This window comes from Pseudomonas sp. B21-032 (genome assembly GCF_024748965.1).
Lineage (GTDB): Bacteria > Pseudomonadota > Gammaproteobacteria > Pseudomonadales > Pseudomonadaceae > Aquipseudomonas.
The window spans coordinates 2,326,916-2,351,849 of sequence record NZ_CP087180.1 but is presented as its reverse complement, the minus strand read 5'-3'; the positions used below and the strand labels follow the sequence as shown (position 1 = coordinate 2,351,849).

The 24,934-nt window shown below is 64.9% G+C and carries 22 protein-coding genes and 2 pseudogenes; 10 read left to right on the top strand and 14 right to left on the bottom strand.

Going from position 1 to position 24,934, the window contains the following annotated elements; all coding sequences use genetic code 11:
* From LOY54_RS10830 to LOY54_RS10795, 8 genes are all read right to left on the bottom strand, one after another.
* A complete protein-coding gene (locus LOY54_RS10830; protein WP_258610371.1) occupies positions 1-1,137 on the bottom strand; it encodes an AAA family ATPase in 1,137 nt (378 codons plus the stop codon).
* Between the two features lies 1 nt (position 1,138).
* On the bottom strand, positions 1,139-2,008 hold the full coding sequence (locus LOY54_RS10825) for an RNA ligase family protein (RefSeq protein ID WP_213601685.1): 870 nt from the start codon (positions 2,006-2,008) through the stop codon (positions 1,139-1,141).
* 401 nt (positions 2,009-2,409) lie between these two features.
* Positions 2,410-3,756 carry an MFS transporter gene (locus LOY54_RS10820; RefSeq protein WP_258610370.1) on the bottom strand — a complete coding sequence of 449 codons (1,347 nt, stop codon included), beginning with the start codon at positions 3,754-3,756 and terminating at the stop codon, positions 2,410-2,412.
* A gap of 72 nt (positions 3,757-3,828) precedes the next feature.
* On the bottom strand, positions 3,829-4,761 hold the full coding sequence (locus tag LOY54_RS10815) for a 3-keto-5-aminohexanoate cleavage protein (RefSeq protein WP_045201287.1): 933 nt from the start codon (positions 4,759-4,761) through the stop codon (positions 3,829-3,831).
* 59 nt (positions 4,762-4,820) lie between these two features.
* The gene (locus LOY54_RS10810; RefSeq protein WP_045201286.1) at positions 4,821-5,609 is read right to left on the bottom strand and encodes an SDR family oxidoreductase; all 789 of its coding nucleotides are present in this window, start codon (positions 5,607-5,609) and stop codon (positions 4,821-4,823) included.
* Positions 5,606-6,325 (bottom strand): GntR family transcriptional regulator, encoded by a 720-nt coding sequence (locus LOY54_RS10805; protein WP_045201285.1) that lies wholly within the window; start codon positions 6,323-6,325, stop codon positions 5,606-5,608. Before LOY54_RS10805 ends, LOY54_RS10810 begins: the two co-directional genes overlap by 4 nt.
* Positions 6,326-6,413: 88 nt before the next feature.
* Positions 6,414-6,869, bottom strand: coding sequence for a GNAT family N-acetyltransferase (locus tag LOY54_RS10800; protein ID WP_258610369.1), 456 nt, complete (start codon positions 6,867-6,869; stop codon positions 6,414-6,416).
* Between the two features lie 55 nt (positions 6,870-6,924).
* Positions 6,925-8,313: an MFS transporter gene (locus tag LOY54_RS10795; RefSeq protein WP_408980589.1), complete on the bottom strand. Its 1,389-nt coding sequence runs from the start codon at positions 8,311-8,313 to the stop codon at positions 6,925-6,927.
* A gap of 123 nt (positions 8,314-8,436) precedes the next feature.
* Between LOY54_RS10795 and LOY54_RS10790 the strand changes: the two genes are divergently transcribed.
* From LOY54_RS10790 to LOY54_RS10765, 6 genes are all read left to right on the top strand, one after another.
* Positions 8,437-9,333 (top strand): LysR family transcriptional regulator, encoded by an 897-nt coding sequence (locus LOY54_RS10790; protein WP_258610368.1) that lies wholly within the window; start codon positions 8,437-8,439, stop codon positions 9,331-9,333.
* Positions 9,334-9,426: 93 nt separating this feature from the next.
* Positions 9,427-11,583: a patatin-like phospholipase family protein gene (locus LOY54_RS10785; protein WP_258610367.1), complete on the top strand. Its 2,157-nt coding sequence runs from the start codon at positions 9,427-9,429 to the stop codon at positions 11,581-11,583.
* Positions 11,584-11,735: 152 nt separating this feature from the next.
* Positions 11,736-12,971, top strand: coding sequence for a DUF1835 domain-containing protein (locus tag LOY54_RS10780; protein ID WP_258610366.1), 1,236 nt, complete (start codon positions 11,736-11,738; stop codon positions 12,969-12,971).
* Between the two features lie 106 nt (positions 12,972-13,077).
* A complete protein-coding gene (locus tag LOY54_RS10775; RefSeq protein WP_258610365.1) occupies positions 13,078-13,413 on the top strand; it encodes a hypothetical protein in 336 nt (111 codons plus the stop codon).
* 175 nt (positions 13,414-13,588) lie between these two features.
* Positions 13,589-13,900 carry a hypothetical protein gene (locus tag LOY54_RS10770; RefSeq protein WP_045201278.1) on the top strand — a complete coding sequence of 104 codons (312 nt, stop codon included), beginning with the start codon at positions 13,589-13,591 and terminating at the stop codon, positions 13,898-13,900.
* 3 nt (positions 13,901-13,903) lie between these two features.
* Positions 13,904-14,086, top strand: a complete 183-nt coding sequence (locus tag LOY54_RS10765) for a DUF1289 domain-containing protein (protein ID WP_045201277.1) — start codon at positions 13,904-13,906, stop codon at positions 14,084-14,086.
* 4 nt (positions 14,087-14,090) lie between these two features.
* Here the strand turns inward: LOY54_RS10765 and LOY54_RS10760 are convergent.
* The 4 genes and pseudogenes from LOY54_RS10760 to LOY54_RS10745 form a co-directional block, all read right to left on the bottom strand.
* A pseudogene (locus LOY54_RS10760) lies at positions 14,091-14,186 on the bottom strand (LysR family transcriptional regulator); the annotation flags it as partial.
* Between the two features lie 35 nt (positions 14,187-14,221).
* Positions 14,222-15,316, bottom strand: coding sequence for a carboxylate-amine ligase (locus tag LOY54_RS10755; RefSeq protein WP_258610364.1), 1,095 nt, complete (start codon positions 15,314-15,316; stop codon positions 14,222-14,224).
* The gene (locus LOY54_RS10750) at positions 15,313-16,263 is read right to left on the bottom strand and encodes a class I SAM-dependent methyltransferase (RefSeq protein WP_258610363.1); all 951 of its coding nucleotides are present in this window, start codon (positions 16,261-16,263) and stop codon (positions 15,313-15,315) included. Before LOY54_RS10750 ends, LOY54_RS10755 begins: the two co-directional genes overlap by 4 nt.
* 12 nt (positions 16,264-16,275) lie before the next feature.
* Complete coding sequence (locus tag LOY54_RS10745) at positions 16,276-17,619, bottom strand: iron-containing redox enzyme family protein (RefSeq protein ID WP_408980572.1); 1,344 nt, start codon at positions 17,617-17,619, stop codon at positions 16,276-16,278.
* Between the two features lie 158 nt (positions 17,620-17,777).
* On the opposite strand from LOY54_RS10745, the gene LOY54_RS10740 reads away from it, so the two are divergent.
* Positions 17,778-18,500 (top strand): GNAT family N-acetyltransferase, encoded by a 723-nt coding sequence (locus LOY54_RS10740; RefSeq protein ID WP_258610362.1) that lies wholly within the window; start codon positions 17,778-17,780, stop codon positions 18,498-18,500.
* Here the strand turns inward: LOY54_RS10740 and LOY54_RS10735 are convergent.
* Positions 18,497-19,384, bottom strand: a complete 888-nt coding sequence (locus LOY54_RS10735; protein ID WP_213601704.1) for a LysR family transcriptional regulator — start codon at positions 19,382-19,384, stop codon at positions 18,497-18,499. The two genes, LOY54_RS10740 and LOY54_RS10735, sit on opposite strands and share 4 nt — an antisense overlap.
* A gap of 111 nt (positions 19,385-19,495) precedes the next feature.
* On the opposite strand from LOY54_RS10735, the gene argC reads away from it, so the two are divergent.
* Positions 19,496-20,428 carry an N-acetyl-gamma-glutamyl-phosphate reductase gene (gene argC, locus LOY54_RS10730; RefSeq protein WP_258610361.1) on the top strand — a complete coding sequence of 311 codons (933 nt, stop codon included), beginning with the start codon at positions 19,496-19,498 and terminating at the stop codon, positions 20,426-20,428.
* A gap of 62 nt (positions 20,429-20,490) precedes the next feature.
* Here the strand turns inward: argC and LOY54_RS10725 are convergent.
* Positions 20,491-20,595, bottom strand: a pseudogene (locus tag LOY54_RS10725) (IS110 family transposase); the annotation flags it as partial.
* A 183-nt stretch (positions 20,596-20,778) separates the two neighbouring features.
* On the opposite strand from LOY54_RS10725, the gene LOY54_RS10720 reads away from it, so the two are divergent.
* Both LOY54_RS10720 and LOY54_RS10715 read left to right on the top strand, forming a co-directional pair.
* Positions 20,779-23,430, top strand: a complete 2,652-nt coding sequence (locus LOY54_RS10720) for an excinuclease ABC subunit UvrA (RefSeq protein ID WP_258610360.1) — start codon at positions 20,779-20,781, stop codon at positions 23,428-23,430.
* Positions 23,431-23,488: 58 nt separating this feature from the next.
* Positions 23,489-24,931, top strand: coding sequence for a SulP family inorganic anion transporter (locus LOY54_RS10715; RefSeq protein ID WP_258610359.1), 1,443 nt, complete (start codon positions 23,489-23,491; stop codon positions 24,929-24,931).
* Positions 24,932-24,934 lie beyond the last annotated feature (3 nt).

Sequence of the window (24,934 nt, the reverse complement as noted above, 5' to 3'; positions counted from 1 at the left end):
TCACACCTGATACTCAAGCCGATCCGCCTCCACCGGCGTCGGCACTTCCCAGCGAAAGTACATGCGCTCGATGTCCTTGTTGCGCAGCGTGGTGTCGCGACGGGCGTTGCGGCGCATCAGCTCGCGCTCGCTCTGCTCCAGGTACACCAGGCGCACGTCGGCGTCATAGCTGTAGAGCAGGTCGAGGGTCTTCTTGCGCATCTGTTGCGACAAGTGCGTGCTGTTCCACACGAAGGGCTCACGGCGCCGTAGCAAGGCCTTGGCCTTGTCGATCGCGTACTGCGCCACCGGGCCTTTGTCACCATGGCTCAGGCCCAGCTCCTGGCGGGCATCGTCGAACGACACCACGGCCAGATCCGCTGCGTGCTGGTTGACCCAGGTGTCCTTGCCGCTGGCCGGCAGCCCCGCCAGCATGATCACCTGCGAGCCCTGCACCTCGCGATACAGGCTGTACTGCGGCAGCACCGAGGCACCGCGAAAGTAGCAGCGCCGGGTGTAATCGTCGACAAAGGCCTTGGGTCGATCCAGGCAGCCTTCGTCTTCGGCCAGCAGGCGAAATACTTCGATATCATCGAGCAGCCCCTGCTTACCGGCAAAGCCGCGGCCCTGCATGTCGGCGCTGGCCACGGCGCAGAGCATCCACACCGGCAACTCCCACGACAGGCGATGGAGGATCTGCTCGGCCGAACGCCCGCTCTTGTCCCCGGCCAGGGCAAAGAACGGCAACTGGTGCACGCTGATGATCCGGCAAATGCTTTCGCGCAGCTCAAACGGCGCCCCGGCCTGCCACAACAGGATGCGCGCATCTACCGCGCCGCGGCGCGAATGCCCGGGCTGGCCGATCTTGCCGGTGACTTCATCGATCACCGTGCACGACGGCTTGGCGATGTCGTGCAGCACTGCGGCGTAAAACAGCACGAATTGCTGCTCTGGGGTGGCGCGCTGGTAGGCAGGGTCGGCGAGCAAGGCATCGACCACCATCATGGTGTGGGTCCAGACGTCGCCTTCCTGGTGGTAGACCGGGTCTTGCGGGGTTGCCGCCAAGGCGCGCAGAGACGGGATCGCCTCGAGCAGCGCCGGGTAGTCGACCGCGCGGCCGGGGCCGGGCATCAGCGCTCGCAATGTGTTCATGTCCATATCATTCAACTCCTTGTTCGGCGGCCTGCAGGCTGGCCCAGGTGACCTGGGGCTCGGGCGCATACAGGTCGACACCGGCGGCCAGCAGGTTGGGGATGTAGGGCTGGCGCAGGTGGTGCTCATCGGCTTCGAGGATGGCCTGGACAAAGTCGTGGCGCACCCATTTGATCCGCCCGGTGGTGTGCTCGGCGGTTTCGATTTTCAGGTACAGGCCCTCCATCAGGTCAGAGCGGTCGCCCTGGTTCCAGGCCTTGGCAAAGTCCAGTTGCTGACGGGCGATGACCTCGGCAAACGCGTCTTTCCAGCGTTGCGACTTGGCCTGGGAATGGCCGACCAGGGCGAGCAGGTCCTTCAGCCGAGGCGGCGCGATGCCTTCGAACAGCACCGGTACCGACAACACCGGGCCGCCTGCAAGCAACTGCTGGCGCCGTGCGGTGGAGAGGAACACCTGCGCCTCGCGGTCCCAGATATCGAACTCGAAGAACAGGTGCGGGAGCTGGTCGTAGAACACGCTGTGGCGCTTGCTCATCACCTCGCCGAACAGCACGTAGCGGTCTTCCAGGTGCTCGAGCAGCCAGTGTTCATGGCAGGCCGCCCATTGCTTGAACTGGTTGAACTGGCGCTCGCGGCTACCGCCGGCCAGGTAATGGCCACGGGACTGCAGCAACAGCTCGCCGGCGGCAGAAAAACTGATCGCGGCATTGGCGCCGTCGAGCTTTTCCTCGACCACCAGGTACTGGCCCTTCAGTTCGCTGTAAGGCAGTTGGTCATGGTCGCTGTCGCCCGATTGCAGGCGAGAACTTTGCAGGTGTGGGGTGCGCGGGTATTTGAACAGGTCGAGCTGCGCGAGCTCGCGGATATCGAGTGTCATGGGTCTTCTCCAAAAGGGCGAAAACCGACGACAGCGGGCAGGTGAAAGTGCGTGCGCAGGCAGGCACCAACAGGCTTAAACGTCCGTCGTCGGCATCAGGCGTGTTGGTTGGCGTGGGGCACTGGCTTCACCTAAATAATGAGGGGTGGTGGATCTGAGGGGGCGGATTGGAAACGAGATGGGGGTGGGCTGTCAAGCGCTGTGTTGTCTGGGATGGCCTCATCGCGGGTCAAGTCGGGTCGCCGCACCGCCGCTCCTACAGGTACTGCGCCCATCCTGTGGGAGCGGGTCTTGCCCGCGATCGAGCGCGCAGCGGTCGTAATCCAGTCAACACTTCATGTGCTGACTGCATTGGCCTCATCGCTGGCAAGCCAGCGCCCACAAATGTATCTGTGAAAACCTCAGGCAGATTGGCGCTGCGCGTCGTTGAGCGCTCTCCCCTTCGCGCTGTTACGCTCATGCCCCTGGCGCAAGCGCAGCGCCGCCAGGGCCGCCACCACCAGCACCACGGCAATGAACTTCAACCCGTTCACGGCATTGCCGGTGCTTTGCTCGATCATGCCCATCAACGACGGCCCGAAGAAGCCGCCAAGCAAGCCGCAGGAGTTGACGAAGCCCAGGCCGCCGGCCAGCGCCGCACCTTTGAGGCGCGAGGCCGGATACAGGAAGATGATCGACTGGACCACAAAGAACATCAGCGCCGACAGGCAAAAGCCCAAGAGGCTGAGTACCGGCCCCGCCTGGGAGGCGATGGCCAGGCCCAGGGCCATGGTCAGCAAACCGCTGACCAGGATCCGTCGCGCCCGCTGCGCCGTGCTGGCAAACCGCGGCAGGACGATCGCCCCGGCCGCTGCCGCCAGCCACGGCAACGAGGTGAGAAAGCCGATCTGCAGCACGCTCAGGTCGCCGTACTTGCCGATAATCCCCGGCAGGAAAAAGATCACCGTGTAGATGGTGATCTGGTGGCAGAAATAGACAAAGATCGCCAACAGGATCTGCGGCGTCAGGCACTGCTTGAGCGAGTGCCCGCTGTGGCCGGCGCCCTCCTCGGCCTCGCTGGCCAGTTGGCGTTCGATCTGCTCGGCTTCAGCGCTACTCAGCCACGGCGCCTTGCTCGGCCGGTCGGGCAGCTTCTTCCACACCACGTAGGCGAAGAACACCGCCGGCAAGCCTTCGAGCATGAACATCCACTGCCAGCCATGCCAGCCCATCAGGCCGTCCATCTGCATCAACGCCGCGCCCAACGGCCCGCCGATGATGTTGGCAAAACACACCCCGAGCAGGAAGTAGCCGGTAGCGCGGGCGCGCTGTTCGCGGCCGAACCAGTAGGTCAGGTAGAGCATCACCCCGGGGAACAAGCCGGCCTCGGCGATGCCCAGCAACAGGCGCAGCACGTAGAACGAAGTCTCGCCCTGGACGAAGGCCATGGCGGCGGAAATCAGGCCCCAGGTCACCATGATCCGGGCAATCCAGAAGCGTGCACCAACCCTGTGCATGATCAGGTTGCTGGGCACTTCCGACAGCGCATAGGTAAGGAAAAACAACCCGGCGCCCAATCCGTAGGCAGCCGCGGAAATGCCCAGGTCGACATCCAGTTGATGCTTGGCCAGGGCGATGTTGGTGCGGTCGAGAAAGCTCAGCACATAGGCGGCGATCAGCAACGGCATGAGTTTGACGAACAGCAACCGGTTGAGGGTTGCAGGATCACGGGGCACAGTCAGTTCTTCGGGCGATCTTGTAATTGTCATGGCACGAATCTCTAGTGTGACGACAGCGATGGGAACATCCCCGGCCAGGCTCGGCCGGGGCATGCAGGCAAGCTAGAAATCGACTGCGTAGCGGCCCTTGAGGCTGAGCATTTCCCGCGCCTCGTCGGGGCTGGCGACACGCCCGCCGAGGGCTTCGATCACCGTGCGGATGCGCTTGACCTGCTCGGCATTGGACGCCGCCAGCTTGCCCGGGCCGTCCCACAACGAGTCCTCAAGGCCCACGCGCACGTTGCTGCCCATGGCCAGGCCCATGGTGCCCAGGGGGATCTGGTTGCGCCCGGCGCCGAGGATCGACCACTCATAGTTGTCGCCAAACAGGCGGTCGGCAGTGCGGCGCATGTGCGCCAAGTCTTCGGGGTGGCCACCGATGCCGCCGCGCAGGCCGAACACCGACTGGATGAACAACGGCGCCTTGAGCAGCCCGCGCTGGAGGAAATGCGCGGCGGTGTACAGGTGACCGATGTCGTAGCACTCGATTTCGAAGCGTGTGCGGTTCTCGGCGCAAGCGTTGAGGATGTAGGTGATGTCGCGGAAGGTGTTGCGAAAGATGCGGTCGTCGCTCTCTTCCAGGTACGGCCGCTCCCAGTCGTGCTTGAACTCGGTGAAGCGCTCGAGCATTTCGTACAGGCCGAAATTCATCGAGCCCATGTTCAGCGAGGCCAGCTCCGGCTTGAGCTGGGCCACCGGCTGCAGGCGCTCTTCAACACCCATGGTCGGCGCGCCGCCGGTGGTGATGTTGATCACCACATCGCTTTGCGCCTTGATCTGCGGCAGGAACTGGCGAAACAGCTCGACGTCCTGGCTGGGCTTGCCGTCGAACGGATCACGGGCGTGCAGGTGAACGATTGAAGCACCCGCCTCGGCGGCACCGATGGCGGCGTCGGCGATTTGTTGCGGGGTGATCGGCAGGTGCGGCGACATCGACGGCGTATGGATGGCACCGGTGACGGCGCAGGTGATGATGACCGGGCGTTTCTTGGACATGCGTGTTCTCCGTTTTTATTCTTGGCGAGAAAGCAGTGCGGTAAAAGCGCAGGTACAGCTCAGAGGTATTCGACGTTGCCATCGACGCTGATGGCTTGCCCGGTGATGTTGCGGGCAGCTGGCGAGCAGAGGAACAAGGCGGTGGCAGCGACGTCTTCGGCAGTGACCATGCGCTTGAGGGAAATCTTCTTCAGGTACTCCTCGCGCATCAGCGCCTCGGATACCCCCACTTGCGCGGCACGGGCGCGAATCACCCCGTCCATGCGCGGCCCTTCGACGATGCCGGGCAGCAAGGCATTGACGCGGATATCGCTGTCGCCAAGCTCCGAAGCCAGGGATTTCATCAGGCCGACGATGGCCCATTTGGTCGCCGCATACGGCGTGCGCCAGGCGTAACCGAGGCGCCCGGCCACCGAGGCGATGTGCAGCAGGTGGGCGTTGGGCGAGTCCTTGAGCAGCGGCACCGCGTGGTGGGCGAAGCGGTATTGCGCGGTCAGGTTGATGTCGATGGTGCGCTGCCAGTCGTCGTCGCTGATGGCGTCGATACCGGCGGTAGGCCCGGCAATGCCGGCGTTGTTGACCAGCACATCGAGGCCGCCGAACTGCTCGCGCTGAACCTTGAACAGCGCCTCTATCTGCGCCGCATCGCCGACGTCGGCGCGGGTGGCGACGCTGCCTGGGTAGCGGTCGCGAAACGCCGCCAGGGCCGCCTCGCTGACATCACAGACATGCACCCTGGCCCCGGCTTCGATATAGGCCGCCGCCAGCACTTCACCGATACCGGCGGCGCCGCCGGAAATCAACACCCGCAGGCCCGGATACGGCGTCAGACGCTTGAGAACGCTCATGCTTTTTTCACTCCAGAAACAGACCGCGCACGGTCGTTGTTGACCAGCAGGCGCGCCAGGGAGTCGGCGGCCTGCATGATGTCGTCTGTCACCGCCGCCCGCGCCGCCGCCGCATCGCGGTCGGCCAGGGCGGCGACGATGCGGTCGTGGGCTTGCATCGAGCGCTGCAGGTGGGCTTTGTCCGGGGCGACCAGGGCAAAGCACGGGCCCATGTGCAGCCAGAAATTCTCCACCGCGGCGACGGTCAGTTCAGCCTGGGCCACGGCATAAATGCGCCGGTGAAAGGCAAAGTTGCCCCACAGGTAAGCCGGCACGTCGACCTTGTCGGCGGCGGCCTGCATCTGCACGCAGAGCTCGGTGATTTCAGCCAGGTCGGCATCGCCCAGATGGGCCACGGCCTTCTCGGCCAGCAAGCCTTCGAGGGCCACCCGCGCATCGCGGATTTCGCGCAGGCGTTCAGTGGTCATCACCCGTACCCGCAGGCGCGAGGTTTCAGTGACTTCAAAGGCATTTTCGGCGCTCAGGCGCTGCAGTGCTTCACGTACCGGCATGGGGCTGGAACCCAGCGCTTCGGCCAGGCCACGGATGGTCAGCTTCTGCCCGGGCTGAAAACGCCCGCTCATCAGCGCTTCGCGGATCTGCCGGTAGACCTGGTCTTGCAGGGTATCGCGGGACACCTGACGCAGGGCCGGCAACAGGACGGGACGGTCGGTCATGGAAAAAAGCCTGTGTTGTCGTTCTTGTGATACGAATATGTGATCACAAATCAAATATGTCAAATGATATTCGACGACAACCCCGTGCTCAACGCGGCACAACGCGCTCCATGACGATGATCCGCTCCTCCCCCTCCATCACCTCGCGGACCTTGGCGTAGCCGAGCCGGGCATAAAACCCCTCTGCAGTGATTGATGACGGCACCCGCAGCACCATCTGCCCCGCTTGCCGGGCCAGGTTTTCAAGCGCCTGCATCAGCGCGCGACCCACGCCGGTGCCCTGCACCCCTGGCGCCACAAACACGCTGCGCAGCACATTGCCTTGCAGGCTGGCAGTGGCAACCAACTGCTGGTCGAGCAGCGCCACCAGCACCTGGCGCTGCTCAAGCAAGGCCAGTATTCGCTCTGCAGTAAAGCTCTGCTCGACCTGGGCGATCAGCGCCGCCGAATAATCGGCGGCGTTGGTCTGCTGCAAGGACTGGATGATCACCGCGCTGATGGCGCTGGCGTCGGCGGGCGTGGCGGGGCGAATGTGCAGGGGCATCGGCGCGTTCCGTGAGTCAGGGTCGGGACGCCAGTGTGCCGTGTGTCAAAGCCGGCTAACGGCCTTGAGCCTCTGTTGAAGTGCTGCGAACCTTGCCAGGCAACGCCAGGGCGATCAGCACACCCAATAGCGCGATCCCGCCGCTGACCAGTACTGCACGCTGCAAGCCCAGCGCATAGCCTTGCTGCCAGGCGGCGCCGCTCAAGCCGTCGAGGCCCTGGTTGGCCAACCCCACCAGCAGCGCCAGGCCCAACGCCCCGCCAATCTGCTGGACGGTAGACGCCATCCCTGACGCCACGCCCTGCTCGGCCGCCGCAACTCCCTGCCCGGCGCACACCCACATGGCCGTCCAGGTCATGCCCTGGCCGATGCTGAGCAAGGCAATCGGCGCCAGCAGGCGGGCAAAAGCGCCATCCCCGGGCAACATCCAGCCGAGCCAGAGGATACCCAGGCCGCCGGCCAGCAAGCCGATAATCAAGGTGCGGCGCAAACCCAGGCGGGCCAGCGCCCGTTCGGCAATGCCGATGCCCAGGGTGCACACCAGGGTCGCCGGCAAAAACGCCAGGCCGCTGGCAAGCACGCTGTAGCCGTAGACCTGCTGGAAGTACAAGGCCAGGAAGTAGTACTGCACGCTGAAGCTGGCCATGAACACTGCGGTCAGGCCCATGGCCGCGCGCAGGCCCGGGGTGCGCAGCAGGCGCAGCGGCATCAACGGGTCGCGGCTGCGGGTTTCGATCACCACAAACACCGCCAGGCAGATGAGTGCGGCCGCCAGCACGGTCCAGAACAGCGGCCGTTGCCAGCCCCAGCTCGGCCCTTCGATCAGCGCCAGCACCAGCAGGCTGCCGCCGAGGGTGATGGTCAGGGCACCGGCCAGATCAAACGAGCGCCCCTGGGCCCGTGGCGGGTCGATCGGAATCCAGTAGCCGGCGGCCCAGGCGCAAGCCCCCGCCAGCGGCACGTTGACCAGAAATACCGCCTGCCAGCCCAGCCACTGGGTGAGGATGCCGCCTAGCAAGGCGCCGAGGGCCAGGCCCGCGGCCGAGGCGGCGCTCCAGATCGCCAGGGCGCGAGTGCGCGGCGCACCTTCGGCGTACTGGCTGTTGATCAGCGCCAGGGTCGCGGGGAACAGCAAGGCACCCGCCAACCCCTGCAGCGCCCGCGCCAGCACCAGGATCTCGGCCTGATGGGTCAGACCGCCGGCCAGCGAGGCGATGGCGAACAAGCCCTGGCCAAGCCGATACAGGCGCCTGCGGCCGAGCAGGTCGGCGGCGCGTCCGCCAAGCAGCAGGCAGCCGCCAAAGGCCACGCCGAAGGCGCTGATGATCCATTGCAACTGGCGCGGGCCGATGGCCAGGTGCTCGCCAATGGTCGGCAAGGCGACGAAAACGATGGTGTAGTCCAGGGCAATGATCAGTTGGGCGCACGCCAGCAACAGCAGCATCAATGCAGGGTGGCGCGGGGTGGGAGTCGACATGCGGGGCATCCTTGGCAAGAAGGCGCCAGTGTCTTTCATGCGCCAGGCATGATAAATACGCTGCCAGTTCTTTCAGTAATGACTTTAATCATGGATCTGAACACCGTTGCCCTGCTGCTCAAGGTCGCCGAGCTGCGCAGTTTTACCGCCGCAGCCGCCAGCACCGGCTTGACCCAGTCAGGCTTGTCGCGGGCAATCCGCCGTCTGGAAGAGCAACTGGGGGTCAAGCTGCTGCACCGCAACACCCGCAGCGTCAGCCTGAGCGCCGACGGCCTGCTGCTGCGCGAGCGTTGCGCCCCCTTGCTGGCCGGCTTCGAGGAAGCCGAGCAGTTGCTGCTCGACCGCCGCTGCGAACCCAGCGGCACCCTGCGCCTGAGCCTGCCCTCGGCCTTCGGCCGGATCGTCATCCTGCCGCTGCTGGGCGAACTGACCCAACGCCATCCCCAACTGGTGGTGGATGCGACCATGACCGATCGCCTGGTCGACCTCGCCGAAGAAGGCTTCGACGCCGCTGTACGCATCGGCCCGCTCAGCGATGTGCGCCTGGTGGCCCGGCCGCTGGCGCCGATGCACTGGGTGACCGTCGCCTCCCCCGCCTACCTGGCCCGCCACGGCATGCCGCAAAGCCTCGAAGACCTGGCCCGGCACAACTGCCTGGTGGTGCATAACCCCTACCTCGGGCGCCGCGTCGACTGGCAGTTCGTCCAGCACGGCAAGCGGGTCGACGTGCAGGTCAGCGGGCAGCTGCTGTTCGATGTCGGCGACCCGCTGATCGATGCCGCCTTGCAGGGCTTCGGCATTGTCCAGGTGATGGATTTCGTCGCCCGCCAGGCTCTCGCCGACGGCCGTCTGGTGCCGGTGCTGGAGCCGTTTTCCGGGCGCTGGCGTGAACTGGCACTGGTCTACCCGCCGTCGCGCCAGCACTCGCCGCGCCTGAAGGTGTTCAGCGACTTGCTGCAGGAGCGCTGGCCGTCAGCATGGAGCTGACGATTGCCTGTTACTCGGGCTGGTGGCGAAAAGCCGTGCTATAGCTTTTTAACATCACGCACCCGATTTGAGGCACCTATGGTCTACGCCAGGATGAGCACGGCCACTTTAGCCCTATCCTTCTTCGCCTTGAGCGGCTGTACCGCCTTTGCAGAGAAATCATCACCGCTCAGGGATGAAGGCAACTGGATGGGCTCAGTCGATTACTTTGCTACCGATACCCTGCGTAAAAAGTTCGAACCGGAACTGCGTGATGAAAAGCTTCCTCACTTAGGCGTGGCGCTGGCAGGCGGCGGCACCAAAGCGTCGGCATTCTCGATGGGCGTCCTGCAAGGACTGACCAGCAGCGGTTTGATGGCCGAGGTGGATGCGCTGTCGAGTGTCTCTGGCGGTGGCTATGCCGCGCTTTGGTACTACGCACGGATGCGCTTCGACCTCCCGCCGGCGGAAGCGGGTAGCCATGCCCCGCAACAGATGGCACGGTTCTTCGCCGACTGCCTGCCTTCACGATATGTCAGGGCCGGCATCAATGATCTGCGTCTCGAAGACTGCGACCCAATCAACCTGACCAACGATACCCCTGTCTCCAATGATCGCTATCGTTACCAGAATGCTCTTCGCGGATTCCAGGATGTATTCAACGACTCATCCAGCTACACCACCACTGAAACAGACACCCGCTTCAGCGCAGATGCACTGGTAATGGGGCTCGAAAGTGTCGCGGTGATGCCGTTGGGCATGCTGGTCAATGGCGTCTTCGACTGGGAGCTGGAGGTTTCTGTCAGTCAGCATCGCTACAACAGCGGTATTGCCCGGGCCTACGCCGCAAGTCCGGTGAAATGTAGCGACGGTGGTTGTGAATTTCGTGACCGTATTGGCAAGCGCCCGGTACAGATCAGGCGCGAAGGCCGCACCCGACAGGGCATCGGTCTGACCTTTGCGGATCTCGACAATGCTTACCAGCGCCACGGCGCACCACTGTGGATCATCAACGCCACCGCTGGCGAAGACAGAACACCTTGGGATTTCAGCGCACAATCAGATGCCAACCTGAGCGTGTTCGAGATTACCCCCTATACCCAGGGATCGGGATTGTATGGCTACCACCACAAGCAACTGCCCGACCTCAGCCCTTATCGAGCGACTGTCGCCTCGGCAGCCTTTCTCGATTCACAACAAAAGGCCGTTACCCAGCCGCCGCTGCGTAATTTGCTGGGCGCCCTGATGGGGGCTACGACCTTGAGTTGGGGTACGTCGTACCGCAATACCCTCAGTACCTCGGCCAACGCCAACACCCAAGCGCACTACATTGGCCACAAGTTCCTGCCCTGGCCGCTTTACTACGCACACCGCTTCACGCCGTCCAGGGATTCGGTTTTCATCCACCTTTCCGATGGCGGTCAATCGGAAAACCTGGGGGCCTACGCGCTGATCCGCCGGGGTATCGAAACCATCATAATTTCCGACCATGCCCAGGACCGCAAGGGTGAGATGGGTGACTTGTGCCGGCTGAAAAGCCAGATCCGCAAACAAGGTTTGTACCTGACTGTTCCAGGACTGGCCGATCTGGAAAGTGTCTGTAACCAGACCCGTCACTATCCCTTGGGCTACGACATTTTCAATTGGCAATACCCTGTCCTGTTGGGCTGTGTGTCCAACGGAAAAATGGCCGAGGACTGTAGCCGCAGCGAGGAACAAACCGTACTGCCTGGCGAGTACTTCGCCCGTTTGTTCATCATCAAACCGGCACTGGCCAACTCGCAGCTGACGGACGCCCTGACAGCAATGGGCGCTGATTGCCAACGCGGACTCGAAGGACAGTGCGCGGCAACCATCATGCGCCATTGCAAAAAATTCGACCGCGCTTCGGGCTGGAACTACGCCGACGCACCGTCATGTGAACTGCTCGGATTCATTGCGAAAAACTTCACCTCTGCAGACGGCATTGCCAGTGACGGTTGTCCATTCTTTCCGCAACACTCCACAGTCATGATGACCGCTGACTCTTCACCCTGGGTCTATGGCGCCATGCGCGACCTGGGCGCCTATTACGCGCAGCGTATCAACTGGTTCTTCAGCAAGGCCGATCCGCAACAGGTCGATGGGCAACGCTTCAATCAAGTGGCGAAAGCGCAGAAAGCCACTCCCATACAGCCTACTGACCTGATTCTGTCACGCATATACAGCAAAAAAACCGACATCATGAAATGCGTACACCCGCAGCGCCTGCGCAGTGTCGCTATTGACTGAGTGTTTATTTTTTCTCGCGCCGGGCCTATAGTCGCAGCCGGCGTCAACCACGCCACCCGTCCGCGGAAAGGGCTGCGCCCAGGCTGTACACCCCACATTCTTGTCTACGACTCCCGGCCTGACAGCGGACAAGGCTCGCATAAGGAGTTCGTATGCCTGCTCGACTGTCGTCGCCGTCCCATGACGGGCGCATCAATCTCGAACAACAACGCAAGCGCGCCAAGGAGCTGCTGCAGCGCTTGCGCAGCGGTGCCGCGGCCGAGCAACTGGCGCTGCTCGGCCCTGCTTCACCGCGCCTGGCCGATGCCCATTGGCTGATTGCCCGCGACCTGGGCTTTGCCAGCTGGCCCACGCTCAAGGCGCATGTCGAGGCCATCGAGTTTGCCGCCCGCCACCCGCAATTTACTGCCGATGACGAAGCCGCCACCCAGCATTGGCGCTGCGGCAACGACATCAGCCACAGCCTGCGCCTGGCCGGCTTTACCGGCGCCTTTCAGATGCTCAGCGACCCGCTGGTGATGGGCCCGGTGCGCGACGTGCCGACAGCGCCTTACCGCGCCCTGCGCAGTGACTACATCAGCCAGGCCTATGGCCTGGAGCTCGCCGAAGTGCAGCGCAAGATGGACACCGAATACGCCGACCTGGCCCGCCTCGACGGCTGCCCCAGCGCGGTGCTCTGGTGCGAGGCGGATGCCTATGACCAGCTGTTTTTGATCCGCGTGCTGGCCGGCTTGGCCAAGCCGCCGCAGCGCCTGGAGCTGATCGAGATTGACAGAATGCCCGGGGTCGAGCGGTTTATCGGCATCGGCCAATTAGCCCCGGACGTATTGGCCTGGTTGTGGCCGCAGCGCCGGGCAGTGGATGGGCCCATGCTGCAACTGGCGCGCGAGGCCTGGGCAGCGTATTGCGCCCCCTCGCCACTGGCCTGGGCACAGTTGGCCCATCGCCAGGACCTGGCCCTGCCCTTGCTCGCCCCGGCGCTGCTACGCCAGTTGCAGGAACTGCCGGGCGTGGACGACGGTCTGTCGCTGAGCGAACGCCTGGCGCTGCAGATCATCAACGAGTTCGGCGAGGTGCCGTTCGGCCGGGTGTTTGCCGAACTGATGGGCAAGCGCGAGCCACTGCCTTACCTGGGCGACATGATGTTCCATGCCCTGCTGCGCCCGCTGATCGATTCGCCGACGCCGCTGCTCATCGAAGCGCAGGCCGAGCTGGACTGGCCGCGCCGGCCCCTGAGCCTCACCCCGCTGGGCGAGCAGGTGCTGGCGGGCCAGGCCAACTGGCTTGAGCAGCAGGCCCCCGAGCGCTGGGTCGGTGGTGTGCGCCTGCTGCCCGGGCAAGGCCACTGGGCGCTGGGCAGCGACCTGTGGCCGGTGTGGCGCGGGTAAATCCATTGCTCCCGAGCGCCGGCAGACGAGCGTGATCCTGGCTGATCCGGTAAAGTATGCGCCGCTCGAGAGATGGATCCCGGGCCAATTGTCATGGAGTTATGCAGTGAAAAACCTGAGCAAAGTTGTCGCCTGCGGTCTGTTCGTCCTGGCCCTGGCAGGTTGCACCGGCACCCCGATGAAAACCCAGCACTACAACGCCGACCAGTACACCGTGATCGGCCACAGCGAAGCCAGCGCCACCGGCCTGCTGGTCCTGGGCCTTATTCCAGTGCGCCAGAACAGCCGCTTCGTGCGCGCCCAAAATGCCGCGATCAAGGCCAAGGGCGGCGACGCGATGATCAATACCCAGGTCCAGGAAAACTGGTTCTGGGCCTGGGTACTGACCGGCTACACCACCCGTGTCTCGGGTGATGTGGTGAAGCTGCACAACGTTCAATAGGCCCCGCAGCCACCGGTGTAGGAGCGTGCTTGAACCACGACCGCTTCGCGCTCGATCGCGGGGCAAGCCCGCTCCCACAGGATTGGCGCAAGACCCGGCACCGCTGCGCCCAGTTCCGGGTGGCGCGCTCAGATAGCGTATGATCGCCTCTCCTCCCGCAAAGACCCTCACCGCCATGCCACTGAGCAAACGCCAACAGGCGCAGCTTGACCGCCGTCTGGTCGCAACCCTGACCGAAGCTTGCGAGACCGCCAAGGCCGAAATCGTCGGTTTTGCCTGGCTCACCCACCTGGTCGATTACACACGCTTCCCTTCCAGTTTGCAGGTGATCTGGGTTTTCGAAACCCGGGCTGCCAAGGAACACGCCCTGGCCAGCGGACAAGGTGAGCGGATGATCGAGCTGACGGCCTTGGCTTTGCAAGAAGCCGACGTCGAATTGCATCCGCTCGCACCTCACGTGCAGTTCGACATCGAACAGCGCGGCTGACACATGGCCAAGGACATCGAAAACCCCTGCATCGCCGTGTGCCAGTTGAGCGGCGACCTGTGCCTGAGCTGCGGCCGCAGCAAGGACGACATCCGCAAATGGAAGCGCATGAAACGCCCGGAAAAAATGGCTGCCGTGCAGCGCGCCAAGCAGCGGATGAAAAGCCTGAAAAAAGCCAAGGGCTAGCGTTTCAGCCAGCCGCATCCTGAATCAGGAAATCAATAAAGGCCCGCACCCGCAGCGGCACATGCCGGGCGTGGGGGTAGAGCAAAATGAACGGCCGAGCGGCGGTGCGACGCCTCGACTTGACCCGCGATGGCGTCAACACGATTTGACCTCTTGCAACAACCCCTGCACCACCGCCAACATCCCCTGCTGCGCCATCGCCAATTGCCGGTCGGCACTGCTCCCCTGGGCAACAATCACCTGCGCCCGGGCAAAGCTGCGATCACCGTCAACCCCCTGCAGCGCATCGGCAAACACCGCTTGCGCCCGCGCCAGCCACTGCCCGGCGCTACCCTGCCCTTCATCCTCCAGGCAAATGAACTGCCCATGGCGGCCATGGCGCATGGCCCGCCAGTAGTTCTCCCGGGCAAGCCAGTGGGCCTCGCGGCTCAGGTGCACGGCGGTACGTGGATGCGCCAGATAATGCTCGACCATGCAGCGAAACAACCCGGCAATGCACAGCGCATCTTCAAGGTTCGGGCAAGCATCAGCGATGCGCAGCTCCACCGTCGGAAAGCGCCGCGACGGGCGGATCGCCCACCAGCCGTCATCTCCCTCGCGCAACGAACCGGTGCGTCGCAACAAGGCGAGGTAGCGCTGGTATCCCTGCCAGTCGCTCAAGCGTTCCGGCAGGCCCATGTGCGGCCATTCCCCGCAGGCTACCTGGCGATAGCTCATGTAGCCGGTCACCTGGCCTTCCCAGAACGGCGATGAAGTACTGAGCAGCAACAGCAGCGGCAACCAGGGTAGCAACTGGTTGATCAGCTGGATGCGGTCGTGCCCGGGCGGCACCCCGACGTGCACATGCAGGCCGCACAACAGGCTGCGCCGGGCCACCTGCTGGTAGTCGGCGAACAACTGGCGAAAGTGTTCGTCGTCAGCAGGCTGCTGCTTGCGCCAGCCGCCCAGGGGGTGACTGCCGGCGCTCAACAGGCCGATGCCTTCCTCGGCCAGTACCTGTGCCAGTTGCATGCGACTGCCGGCGAGAAACTCCCGGGCCTGGGCCAGGCTGCTGAACACTGGCGATGCCACCTCGATCTGGCCCTTGAACATCTCCTGGGCAAAGTGTGCGCCAAGCACCTGGCGGCACAGGTCGATCTGCGCCGCCGACGGCGCGGCGAGCATGTGCCCGCTGGCCAGCTCGACCAGCAGGTATTCTTCCTCGATGCCAAAGCCGCAGGGGCTGTTCATCGGCGGGTGACGCTCAAGGCCACTGCGCCGATGCGTTCGACCTGCTGGTAACCGGGCTCGAGCAGTTGTTCGCCGAACACGTCGGGGTCCAGTTCATGGTAGTGCCAGGCCCAGTCGGCGGACGCCAAAGGCGCTTGCAAAGCTGCCAGGAACGGGTCGCGACCCTCAACCATGGCCACCCCGGTGTACAGCAGCAAGGTGCCGCCAGGCGCCAGGCGTGGCAGTGCTTGTTCAACGATCCGCAACGACAGCCCGGCGCCCAGGGCGCCGCCACCATGCCGGTAGGCGCGCTCACTGGCATCAAGCATGTACGGCGGGTTGGCGACAATCAGGTCGAAGCTGCCGCTGATGCCCTGGAGCACATCGCTGTGCTCGACCGAGACGTTGGCCAGCTCCGCCAGGGCGACGTTGATAGCGGTCAGGCGCAGAGCCTGCGGGTTGATGTCCACGGCGCTGACCTGCGCATGCCGGCGGGCACGGGCGATCAACACGGCGCCGACCCCGGCACCGCAACCGATATCCACGGCGTGGTTGATGCTGGCGAAACTCTGCTGCAGGTGGGCTTCGATCAACTGGGCAAAGCGATAGCTGTCCGGGCCGAAAAACACCGCGTCCGTGCTGTCGGTGGGAAAACCGGAATGAACGAAGAGCAAATCATGCAGGCTCGACCAGCGTACCCGGCTGCGCAGCAGCTGTTCATGCTCGTCGAGGATCTGCGCCCGTTGCAGCTGCGCCAGCTCGTCCGCTGACAGCAGCGCGGGCGCAAAGGGCCGGTTCCAGCCGAAAATATCGCGCAGGGTATGAGACTGTTCTGCACCCTCGCGCTGGTTATTGCGCCACTGGGTCAAGGGCGTGACGCTGGTAAAGCGATAGCCATCGGCCAGCAGCCGCCGCCCCAGTTGCAGCAAGGCCTGATCGGCCTGGCGTTGCGCCTCGGTCAATTGCATGGTCAGCCTCCGTTACTGATTGAGCCCAGTCATCTGCGCGTATTTGCGCGTCGCCGCCAGGCCCTGGGGCAAGGCGTGACGAGCCCCGGCCATTTCGCTGATCAGGTAGGCGATCCGCGCCTGCGGCGGCAGGTCATGGAGCTCGCGCTCAAGCGCGCTCACCAGCGCCTCGTCGTGCATCGACACCTCGGCTTTGGCCGGCCCGTGACGAGGGCGGCGCGGCTGCCAGCTGAGCGCGATCCAGTCATGCAGCAGCTGCTTTTCATAGGGGCTGAAGACGCCGAACATCGCTGCTGCCGGGCCGTCGATCAGTTGCCAGAAACGGCTGTCGGCCGGGTCCTGGCCGCGTTTGATCCAGCCCTTTTCCTGCAGGGCGGCGAGAAACCCCGCAATGCTGCCGGGCTCGGCCAGCCACTGGTTGACCGTGCGTCCTTCGATACGGCAGTAATCGGAATGCATGTGCTGGCCAAAACTGCGCTTGCGCTCGAAGGCGACCACCAGCTCGGCTTCGAGGTCAAACTCGGCAATGATCGTCGCTGAGCCCGGGCCCAGGTCGTTGAGCCGATAGCCTCGCGCCACCCGCCGATAGAACTCGCTGGCACCCTGCGCCGGCCACAGTTGCATCAGTGCCTGCACCGCCTTGCAGGCGTGGCCGCTGCTGGCGTTGTCGATGGTCACGTGCAGGCGAAAGTACTGCGGGTCGATGCCCAGTTCGTCCAGCTCGTAAGCGCTGATCAGCAAATGCAGGGGCAGTTGCTCATAGCCCAGGTTGTAGCCGATCACTTCGGGCAGGAACGCCTCGGTGTTGAAGCCCAGCGCCAGTTGCAGCGCACCTTGCAGGTAGCGGTCGTCGCCCAGCGGCAGCTGCTCATGGCAACCCAGTTCGCTGAGCAGGCGCCGGTAGATCAGCACATGGTTGCAGGCCGGGTCGCCATCACCGAGCTCTTCCAGGTAGATGCGGATCAGGCCGTGGTAGCGCGGGTCGGCCCAGTGCCTGAGCATGCCGAACAGCCAGGCACCATCCACCGCCTTGGTCGGGGCGACGTGCTGGAGAAAATACAGCGCATGGGCGCGGTTGCTGAAGTAACGCCGGGCAGCGCCGGCTTTGCGCTCGGCCAGGTACTGGGCGTATTGCCCGGCCACGGCAGCAGCGCGCTCGGCAGTCCATTGGCTGAGTTCGACGGGGTTGGCCGGCAGTTCATCAGGCAAGGCCTCAGCCTGTTGCAATTGCTCGCCGAGCCAGGCGGCGCTGGCGCTCAGGTCGCCCTGCAGCAAGGCGTGGTACTGCGCCTCATGGCCTGCCCGGCTGTCGATGGCATAGGGGTCGAGCACGGGTGTGGCGGTCATCACAGTCATGGCGGCAGCCTTCGGCAGTCGGGCGAAAAGTGCCCTCTATGCAAGGGAGCGATACGCCGCAACTGAAGTTCAGATCATCTGCGCGGCGAAGGGACGGATGGCAGGCCGGCGCGGTAGAATCGCGCCATTGCCGTTTTTGCCTGGAGTCACCCCTGCCGATGCCCACCCTCCACCACTTCGTCGCGCCGCCCGCCGAGCCGATCAAAAGCCAGATCCTGCAGATGGTGGTCGACTACCTGACCGACATCAGCAGCGTCGCCCTGGCGCCGAGCAACCCGCTGTACAGCCTGTACCAGTACGGCATCGGCTTCGAAGTGCACCTGTACCTGCAGGCCATGGACGGCTCGCGCGGCATCCCGGTCGAACTGATCGTGGCCCTGGACCTCGACGACCCGGAGCTGGTGGTGGGCTTTTTGCTGTACCTGCCGCTCAAGGATGACCCGCAGGCCTGTTCTGTGGCCTACCTGGCCGTACACGCCAGCCACCGCCGCCAGGGGATTGCCCGGGCCATGCTGGCACAGATGACCGCGCGCTACCCGCAGGCCGAGCTCGGCTGCGTGGCCGCTAAAGTACCGGTATTCGAAGCCCTGGGCTTTCAGGTGACTGGCGCGCGCGGCCCGCAGGTGTTGATGAACACCCACGCCGAGCCCAGCGCCGGCATGGCGGCGGTGCTCGACGTGGCGCCGATCTACCGCACCCTGGAGGTGCAGCAGATCCACAGCTACCTGCTCAAGCAACACGGCAAGCGGGCGATGGTCGATGCCGAGAAACAGCGCGACCGCCACCTCGACCAGCTCAGCCGCAAAGCCCGGGCCCTGGCCCTCGAGCGCCTGGGTCAAGGGCCGTGGCTGGAGGGCGGGCGCGGGCTGCGGCTGGTCTAGTTTTTCACCGCCTGGCTCATCAGCACCTGCAGCACCAAGGCGGTGCCCTGCTCCACCTCGCCCTGGCGGCAGGCGATGCCCAGGTGCCGCCACAGCCCCGGGCGCAACGGGCGCATGCAGATCCGCGGGTCATGCTCCGGCGCTGCCGATTCATGGGGCAGCAAGGTCGCGCCATAGCCCGCCGCCACCAGGCTTTTTACCGCGTCGTTGTAGTTGAGCTGGATACGCGCTGGCGGCTGCAGGCCGGCGCTGGCAAACCATTCGCTGGTCACCCGCGACAGCTGGGTGCTGCTGTCGTTGAGAATCAGCGCCCGGCTGGCCAGCCACGCCGGGCTGATCCGCGCCGGCGGTGACCAGCTGGCGGGAATGAACGCCATGATCGGATCGCGCCGCCACGGGCGAATCTGCAGGCCCTTGATCGCTGCTTGCGGCAGCGCCACCAGGCCGATGTCGAGGCTGCCGTCGTGCAGGCGCGCCAGCGACTCGCTGGAGGTCAGCACCTGCACCTGCACATCGATGCCAGGGTGCTGCACGCCGAGGATATCCAGCGCCTGCGGCAGCAAATGGGCGATGGCACCGGTGGAAGCGCCCAGGCGCACCCGCCCGGCCAGGCCCTGGACCTGGCGCTGCACATCATCGAGTGCCTGTTCGGCATCGGCCAGCAGGCGCCGGGCGCGTTCGAGCAGGGTTTCACCGATGGCCGTGGGGCGGATCTGCCCGCGCTTGCGCGACAGCAGCGGCGCACCAATGCGCGCCTCGAGGTCGGCGACGTGCAGGCTAACTGTCGGCGGCGCCAGGTTGAGCGCCCGCGCCGCCTGGGCAAAGGAGCCGAGGTCGGCGATCACCACCAGGGTACGCAGCCGGTCGAGGCTGATCTCGCGCATGGGTTTATCGTTCAGAAAAAATGAAGTTGAGCATCATGATATTCAAATTTTCTTTCGTCCAGCCACAGGTGAAGATGGCTGCACATTTGTCACCTATGTACGAGAGCCCCCATGCACCAGCCCCTGGTTTTTATCGACGGCGACCAAGGCACCACCGGCCTGCAGATCCACGCCCGCCTCAACGCTCGCAGCGACCTGCGCCTGCTGACCCTGCCGGCGGGCGAGCGCAAGAACCTGCACCTGCGCGCCGAAGCCATCAACAGCGCCGACGTGGCGATCCTGTGCCTGCCCGACGACGCCGCCCGTGAAGCGGTGGCGGCCATCGTCAACCCGCAGGTGCGGGTGATCGACGCCAGCTCCGCGCACCGCACCACCCCGGGTTGGGTGTATGGCTTGCCGGAGCTGGATGAAGAGCAGGCCGAGCGCATTGCCCAGGCCAAGCGGGTCAGCAACCCAGGCTGCTACCCGACCGGCGCCATCGCCTTGTTGCGGCCATTGATTGGCGCAGGCCTGGTGCCGGCGGACTATCCGCTGACGGTGAACGCGGTGTCGGGTTATTCCGGTGGCGGCCGGGCGGCGGTCGAACGGCATGAAGGGCCCGATGCACACACAGCCCAGGGCGTGCTGGTGTATGGCTTGCACCTGGACCACAAGCATGTGCCGGAGATCCAGCAGCACGCCGGTTTGTCGCAGCGGCCGGTGTTTGTGCCCAGCTATGGCAGCTACCGCCAGGGCATCGTCCTGACCATCGCCCTGCAGACCCGGTTGCTGCCGGCGGGCGTGACTGCGGCGCGGTTGCAGAAGTGCCTGGCCGAGCACTACCACGGCGCCCGTTATGTACAGGTAGCGCCGCTGCAGTTGGGCGCCTCGGCAGTACAACTGGACCCGCAAGCAGTCAACGACAGCAACGACCTGCGCCTGGCGGTGTTTGCCAATGAAGAGCACGGCCAGGTATTGCTGACGGCAGTGTTCGACAACCTCGGCAAAGGTGCGTCGGGGGCAGCGGTGCAGAACCTGGAGCTGATGCTGGCGGCCATGGGTTGAGGGCCCAATCGCGGGGCAAGCCCGCTCCCACAGGGAGGTCCATGTGGGAGCAACTGTCTTGATCAGGCTGTTTGCACTCGCCAAGGGGTATTGTCCCGCAGCATTGCATTCAGCCTGACGATCAGCACCCGCATACAGGCTACGAGGGCGACTTTGGCGCACTTGCCACGCTCGCCGATGTGCAGTGTCGCGCCCCTGGCAAAAGTGATGGGCTCGGGGTACTCACTGCGGTGCGCTTCAATCACCATGAACATCACCAGATTTCACCTCCATTTGAAAAACCACGGCACTGGCGCCATGCTCGGCGGTCTGCCACTTACGCGGATCGCTCAGCAGGGAAGAATATCGTCATGTGTGCAAAACCAGTAGTCAGTGCCAACCCCGCCGGTTGTGTCCGGGTGCGCGGCGCCCGTGAGCACAACCTGAAGAATGTCGACGTCGACATTCCCCGCGATGCGCTGGTGGTGTTCACCGGGGTGTCGGGCTCGGGCAAGTCGTCGCTGGCGTTCTCCACCTTGTATGCCGAAGCCCAGCGCCGCTATTTCGAATCGGTAGCGCCCTATGCGCGGCGCTTGATCGATCAGGTCGGGGTGCCGGCAGTGGATTCCATCGAAGGCCTGCCGCCGGCGGTGGCCCTGCAGCAGCAACGCGGCACGCCCAGCGCGCGCTCGTCGGTCGGCAGCGTCACCACCCTGTCGAGCCTGATCCGTATGCTCTACTCGCGCGCCGGCAGCTACCCGGCCGAGCAGCCGATGCTGTTCGCCGAAGACTTCTCGGCCAATACCCCGCAAGGCGCCTGCGCCGAATGCCATGGCCTGGGCCGGGTGTTCGATGTCAGTGAGGCGTCGATGGTGCCCGACCCGTCGCTGAGCATCCGCGAACGGGCGGTGGCGTCCTGGCCCATGGCCTGGCAGGGGCAGAACCTGCGCGATATCCTCGTGACCCTCGGCTATGACGTCGACATCCCCTGGCGCGACCTGCCCCAGGCGCAGCGCGACTGGATTCTCTTCACCGAAGAAACCCCGACAGTGCCGGTGTACGCCGGCCTGACCCCGGCGCAAACCCGCCAGGCGCTCAAGCGCAAACTCGAACCCAGCTACCAGGGCACCTTCAGCGGTGCCCGGCGCTATGTGCTGCACACCTTCACCCATTCGCAAAGTGCGCTGATGCGCAAGCGCGTGTCCGCCTTCATGCGCGCCAGCCCCTGCCCGGCCTGCGCCGGCAAGCGTCTGAAAGCCGAGGCGCTGACGGTGACCTTTGCCGGCAAGGACATCACTGAGCTGTCGCGCCTGCCACTGCTTGACCTGGCCGAACTGCTCAAGACCGTCGCCAATACCGATTACCTCAAGCAGCCTGAAGAAGCCGGCGCTGTGCTGAGCCACGCGCAAACCCGACAGGCCCGCGAGCAACGCGCCGCCCGCGGCGACAACCCCCATGAAGGCGGTGCGGATGTGCGCCACACGCCCAACCTGTCGGTGGAAAAACGCCTGGCCGCGCAGCGCATCGCCGCCGAGTTGCTGGAGCGCATCAGCACCCTGATCGACCTGGGCCTGGGTTACCTGGACCTGGAACGCAGCACACCGACCTTGTCGTCGGGCGAGCTGCAACGCCTGCGCCTGGCCACCCAGCTCAACTCGCAGCTGTTCGGGGTGATCTACGTGCTCGACGAGCCCTCGGCCGGGCTGCATCCGGCTGATAGCGAAGCGCTGTTCACGGCCTTGCAGCGGCTCAAGCAGGCGGGCAACTCGGTGTATGTGGTCGAGCATGACCTGGACACCATGCGCCGCGCCGACTGGCTGGTGGACGTCGGCCCGGACGCCGGCGAGCACGGCGGCCAGGTGCTGTACAGCGGCCCGCCGGCAGGCCTGGCCAAGGTCGAGGCCTCGCGCACCCGCACTTACCTGTTCAACGAAAATCCCCCCCAGGTTCGCCCGCCGCGCACGCCCCAGGCATGGCTGCAACTTGAAGGCGTCACCCGCAACAACCTCGAGCAACTGGCGGTGGCCTTCCCGCTCGGCTGCTTCAGCGCGGTCACCGGGATTTCCGGCTCGGGCAAATCGAGCCTGGTCAGCCAGGCGCTGCTCGACCTGCTCGGCGAGCACCTGGGCCAGGCCCGCAGCCAGGAGGATGTCGCAGAACAGAGCCTGGAAGACCAACCCGAACAAACCAGCGACGGCTGGATCAGCGCCGGCCTTGAGCATATCCGCCGCCTGGTGCCGGTGGACCAGAAGCCCATCGGCCGCACGCCGCGCTCGAACCTGGCGACCTACACCGGCCTGTTCGATCACGTGCGCAAGCTGTTTGCGGCAACGCCCGATGCACAAGCGCAAGGCTTTGATGCCGGGCAGTTCTCGTTCAACGTCGCCAAGGGCCGCTGCGAGACCTGCGAAGGCGAAGGCTTTGTCAGCGTCGAGCTATTGTTCATGCCCAGTGTCTATGCGCCCTGCCCGACCTGCCATGGCGACCGCTACAACCCCCAGACCCTGGCCATCACCTGGCAAGACTTGAACATCGCCCAGGTACTGCAACTAACCGTCGACCAGGCCAGCCAGCGCTTTGCCCAGCAGCCAGCGATCAGCCGCGCCCTGCGGGTGCTGCAGGACATCGGCCTGGGTTATTTGCGCCTGGGCCAGCCGGCCACCGAGCTGTCGGGCGGCGAAGCCCAGCGCATCAAGCTGGCCACCGAGCTGCAACGCCTGGCCCGCGGCGCCACCCTCTACGTGCTGGACGAACCCACCACCGGCCTGCACCCGCAGGACATCGACCGCTTGCTGGTGCAACTGCAGCGCCTGGTCGAGGCCGGGCACACGGTGATCGTGGTCGAGCACGACATGCGCGTGGTGGCCCAGAGCGACTGGGTGATCGATATCGGCCCCGGGGCCGGTAGCTCCGGCGGCAAGGTGGTGGTCAGCGGGCCGCCAGCGCAGGTGGCGGCGTGCAAGGACAGCCACACGGCGGGATTCCTCGCCAGGGCGCTGGCGTGCGATCGGCAAATTACGTAGCATCCTGCGCTTTTTGCCCCGGCAGCACCCCGCTGCCGGGCCGCTCTTCAGGTAGGTCATGAGAACAACCCCGCTACGCGCCGATATCCTGGCAGGACTCACCACAGCCTTCGCCCTGGTGCCCGAGTGCATCGCTTTTGCCCTGGTGGCGCACCTCAACCCGCTGATGGGCCTGTATGGCGCCTTCATCATCTGCACCCTGACCGCCCTGCTCGGCGGGCGCCCGGGGATGATTTCCGGCGCGGCCGGGTCCATGGCCGTGGTCATCGTCGCCCTGGTGGTCACCCACGGCGTGCAGTACCTGCTGGCGACGGTGCTGCTCGGCGGGCTGATCATGATCGCCTTCGGCCTGCTGCGCCTGGGCAAACTGGTGCGGATGGTGCCGTATTCGGTGATGCTCGGCTTCGTCAACGGCCTGGCGATCATCATTGCCCTGGCCCAGCTTGAGCACTTCAAGGCCGATGGCGCCTGGCTCAGCGGTGCACCGCTGTACCTGATGCTGGGGCTGGTGGCACTGACCATGGCGATTGTCTACCTGTTGCCGCGCCTGACCCGCAGCGTGCCGCCGGCGTTGATCGCCATTCTCGGCGTCGGTGCCGGCGTCTACCTGCTCGACCTGCCGACCCGCACCCTCGGCGATCTTGCCCACATCGCCGGCGGCCTGCCGGCCTGGCGCTGGCCGCAGGTGCCGTGGAGCCTCGAGACTCTGCAGGTCATCGCCCCTTATGCGCTGCTCATGGCCCTGGTCGGCCTGCTGGAAACCCTGCTGACCCTGAACCTCACCGATGAAATCACCGAGACCCGCGGCCACCCCGACCGCGAATGCGTAGCCCTGGGTGTGGCCAACATGACCAGCGGGCTGTTCGGCGGCATGGGCGGTTGCGCGATGATCGGCCAGACCGCCATCAACCTGAGTTCCGGCGGCCGAGGGCGGCTGTCGGGGGTGGTCGCCGGGGTAATGATCTTGATGTTCGTGCTGTTCCTCTCGCCGCTGATCGAGCGCATTCCGCTGGCAGCGCTGGTCGGGGTGATGTTCGTGGTGGCCCAGCAGACCTTTTCGTGGGCGTCGTTGCGGGTGCTGCACAAGGTGCCGGTCAACGATGTGCTGGCGATCATCGCCGTGACCCTGGTCACGGTGTTTACCGACCTTGCCACTGCGGTGCTGTGCGGCATCGTCATCGCCGCGCTCAATTTTGCCTGGCAACAGGCCCGTGAGCTGTATGCCGACAGCCACGACGAAAGCGACGGCAGCAAGCTGTACAAGGTCCACGGCACCCTGTTCTTCGCCTCGACCACGCCGTTCCTCAACCAGTTCGACCCGGCCAATGACCCGGCCCAGGTGACCCTCGACTGCCGTCACCTGAACGTTGTCGACTACTCGGCGATCGCCGCGCTCAAGACCCTGCGCGAGCGCTACAGCAACAACGGCAAGCACCTGCGCGTGGTGCACCTGTCCGAGCGCTGCAAGCAGTTGCTCAAGCGCGCCGGGCTTGAGCACTAGGGC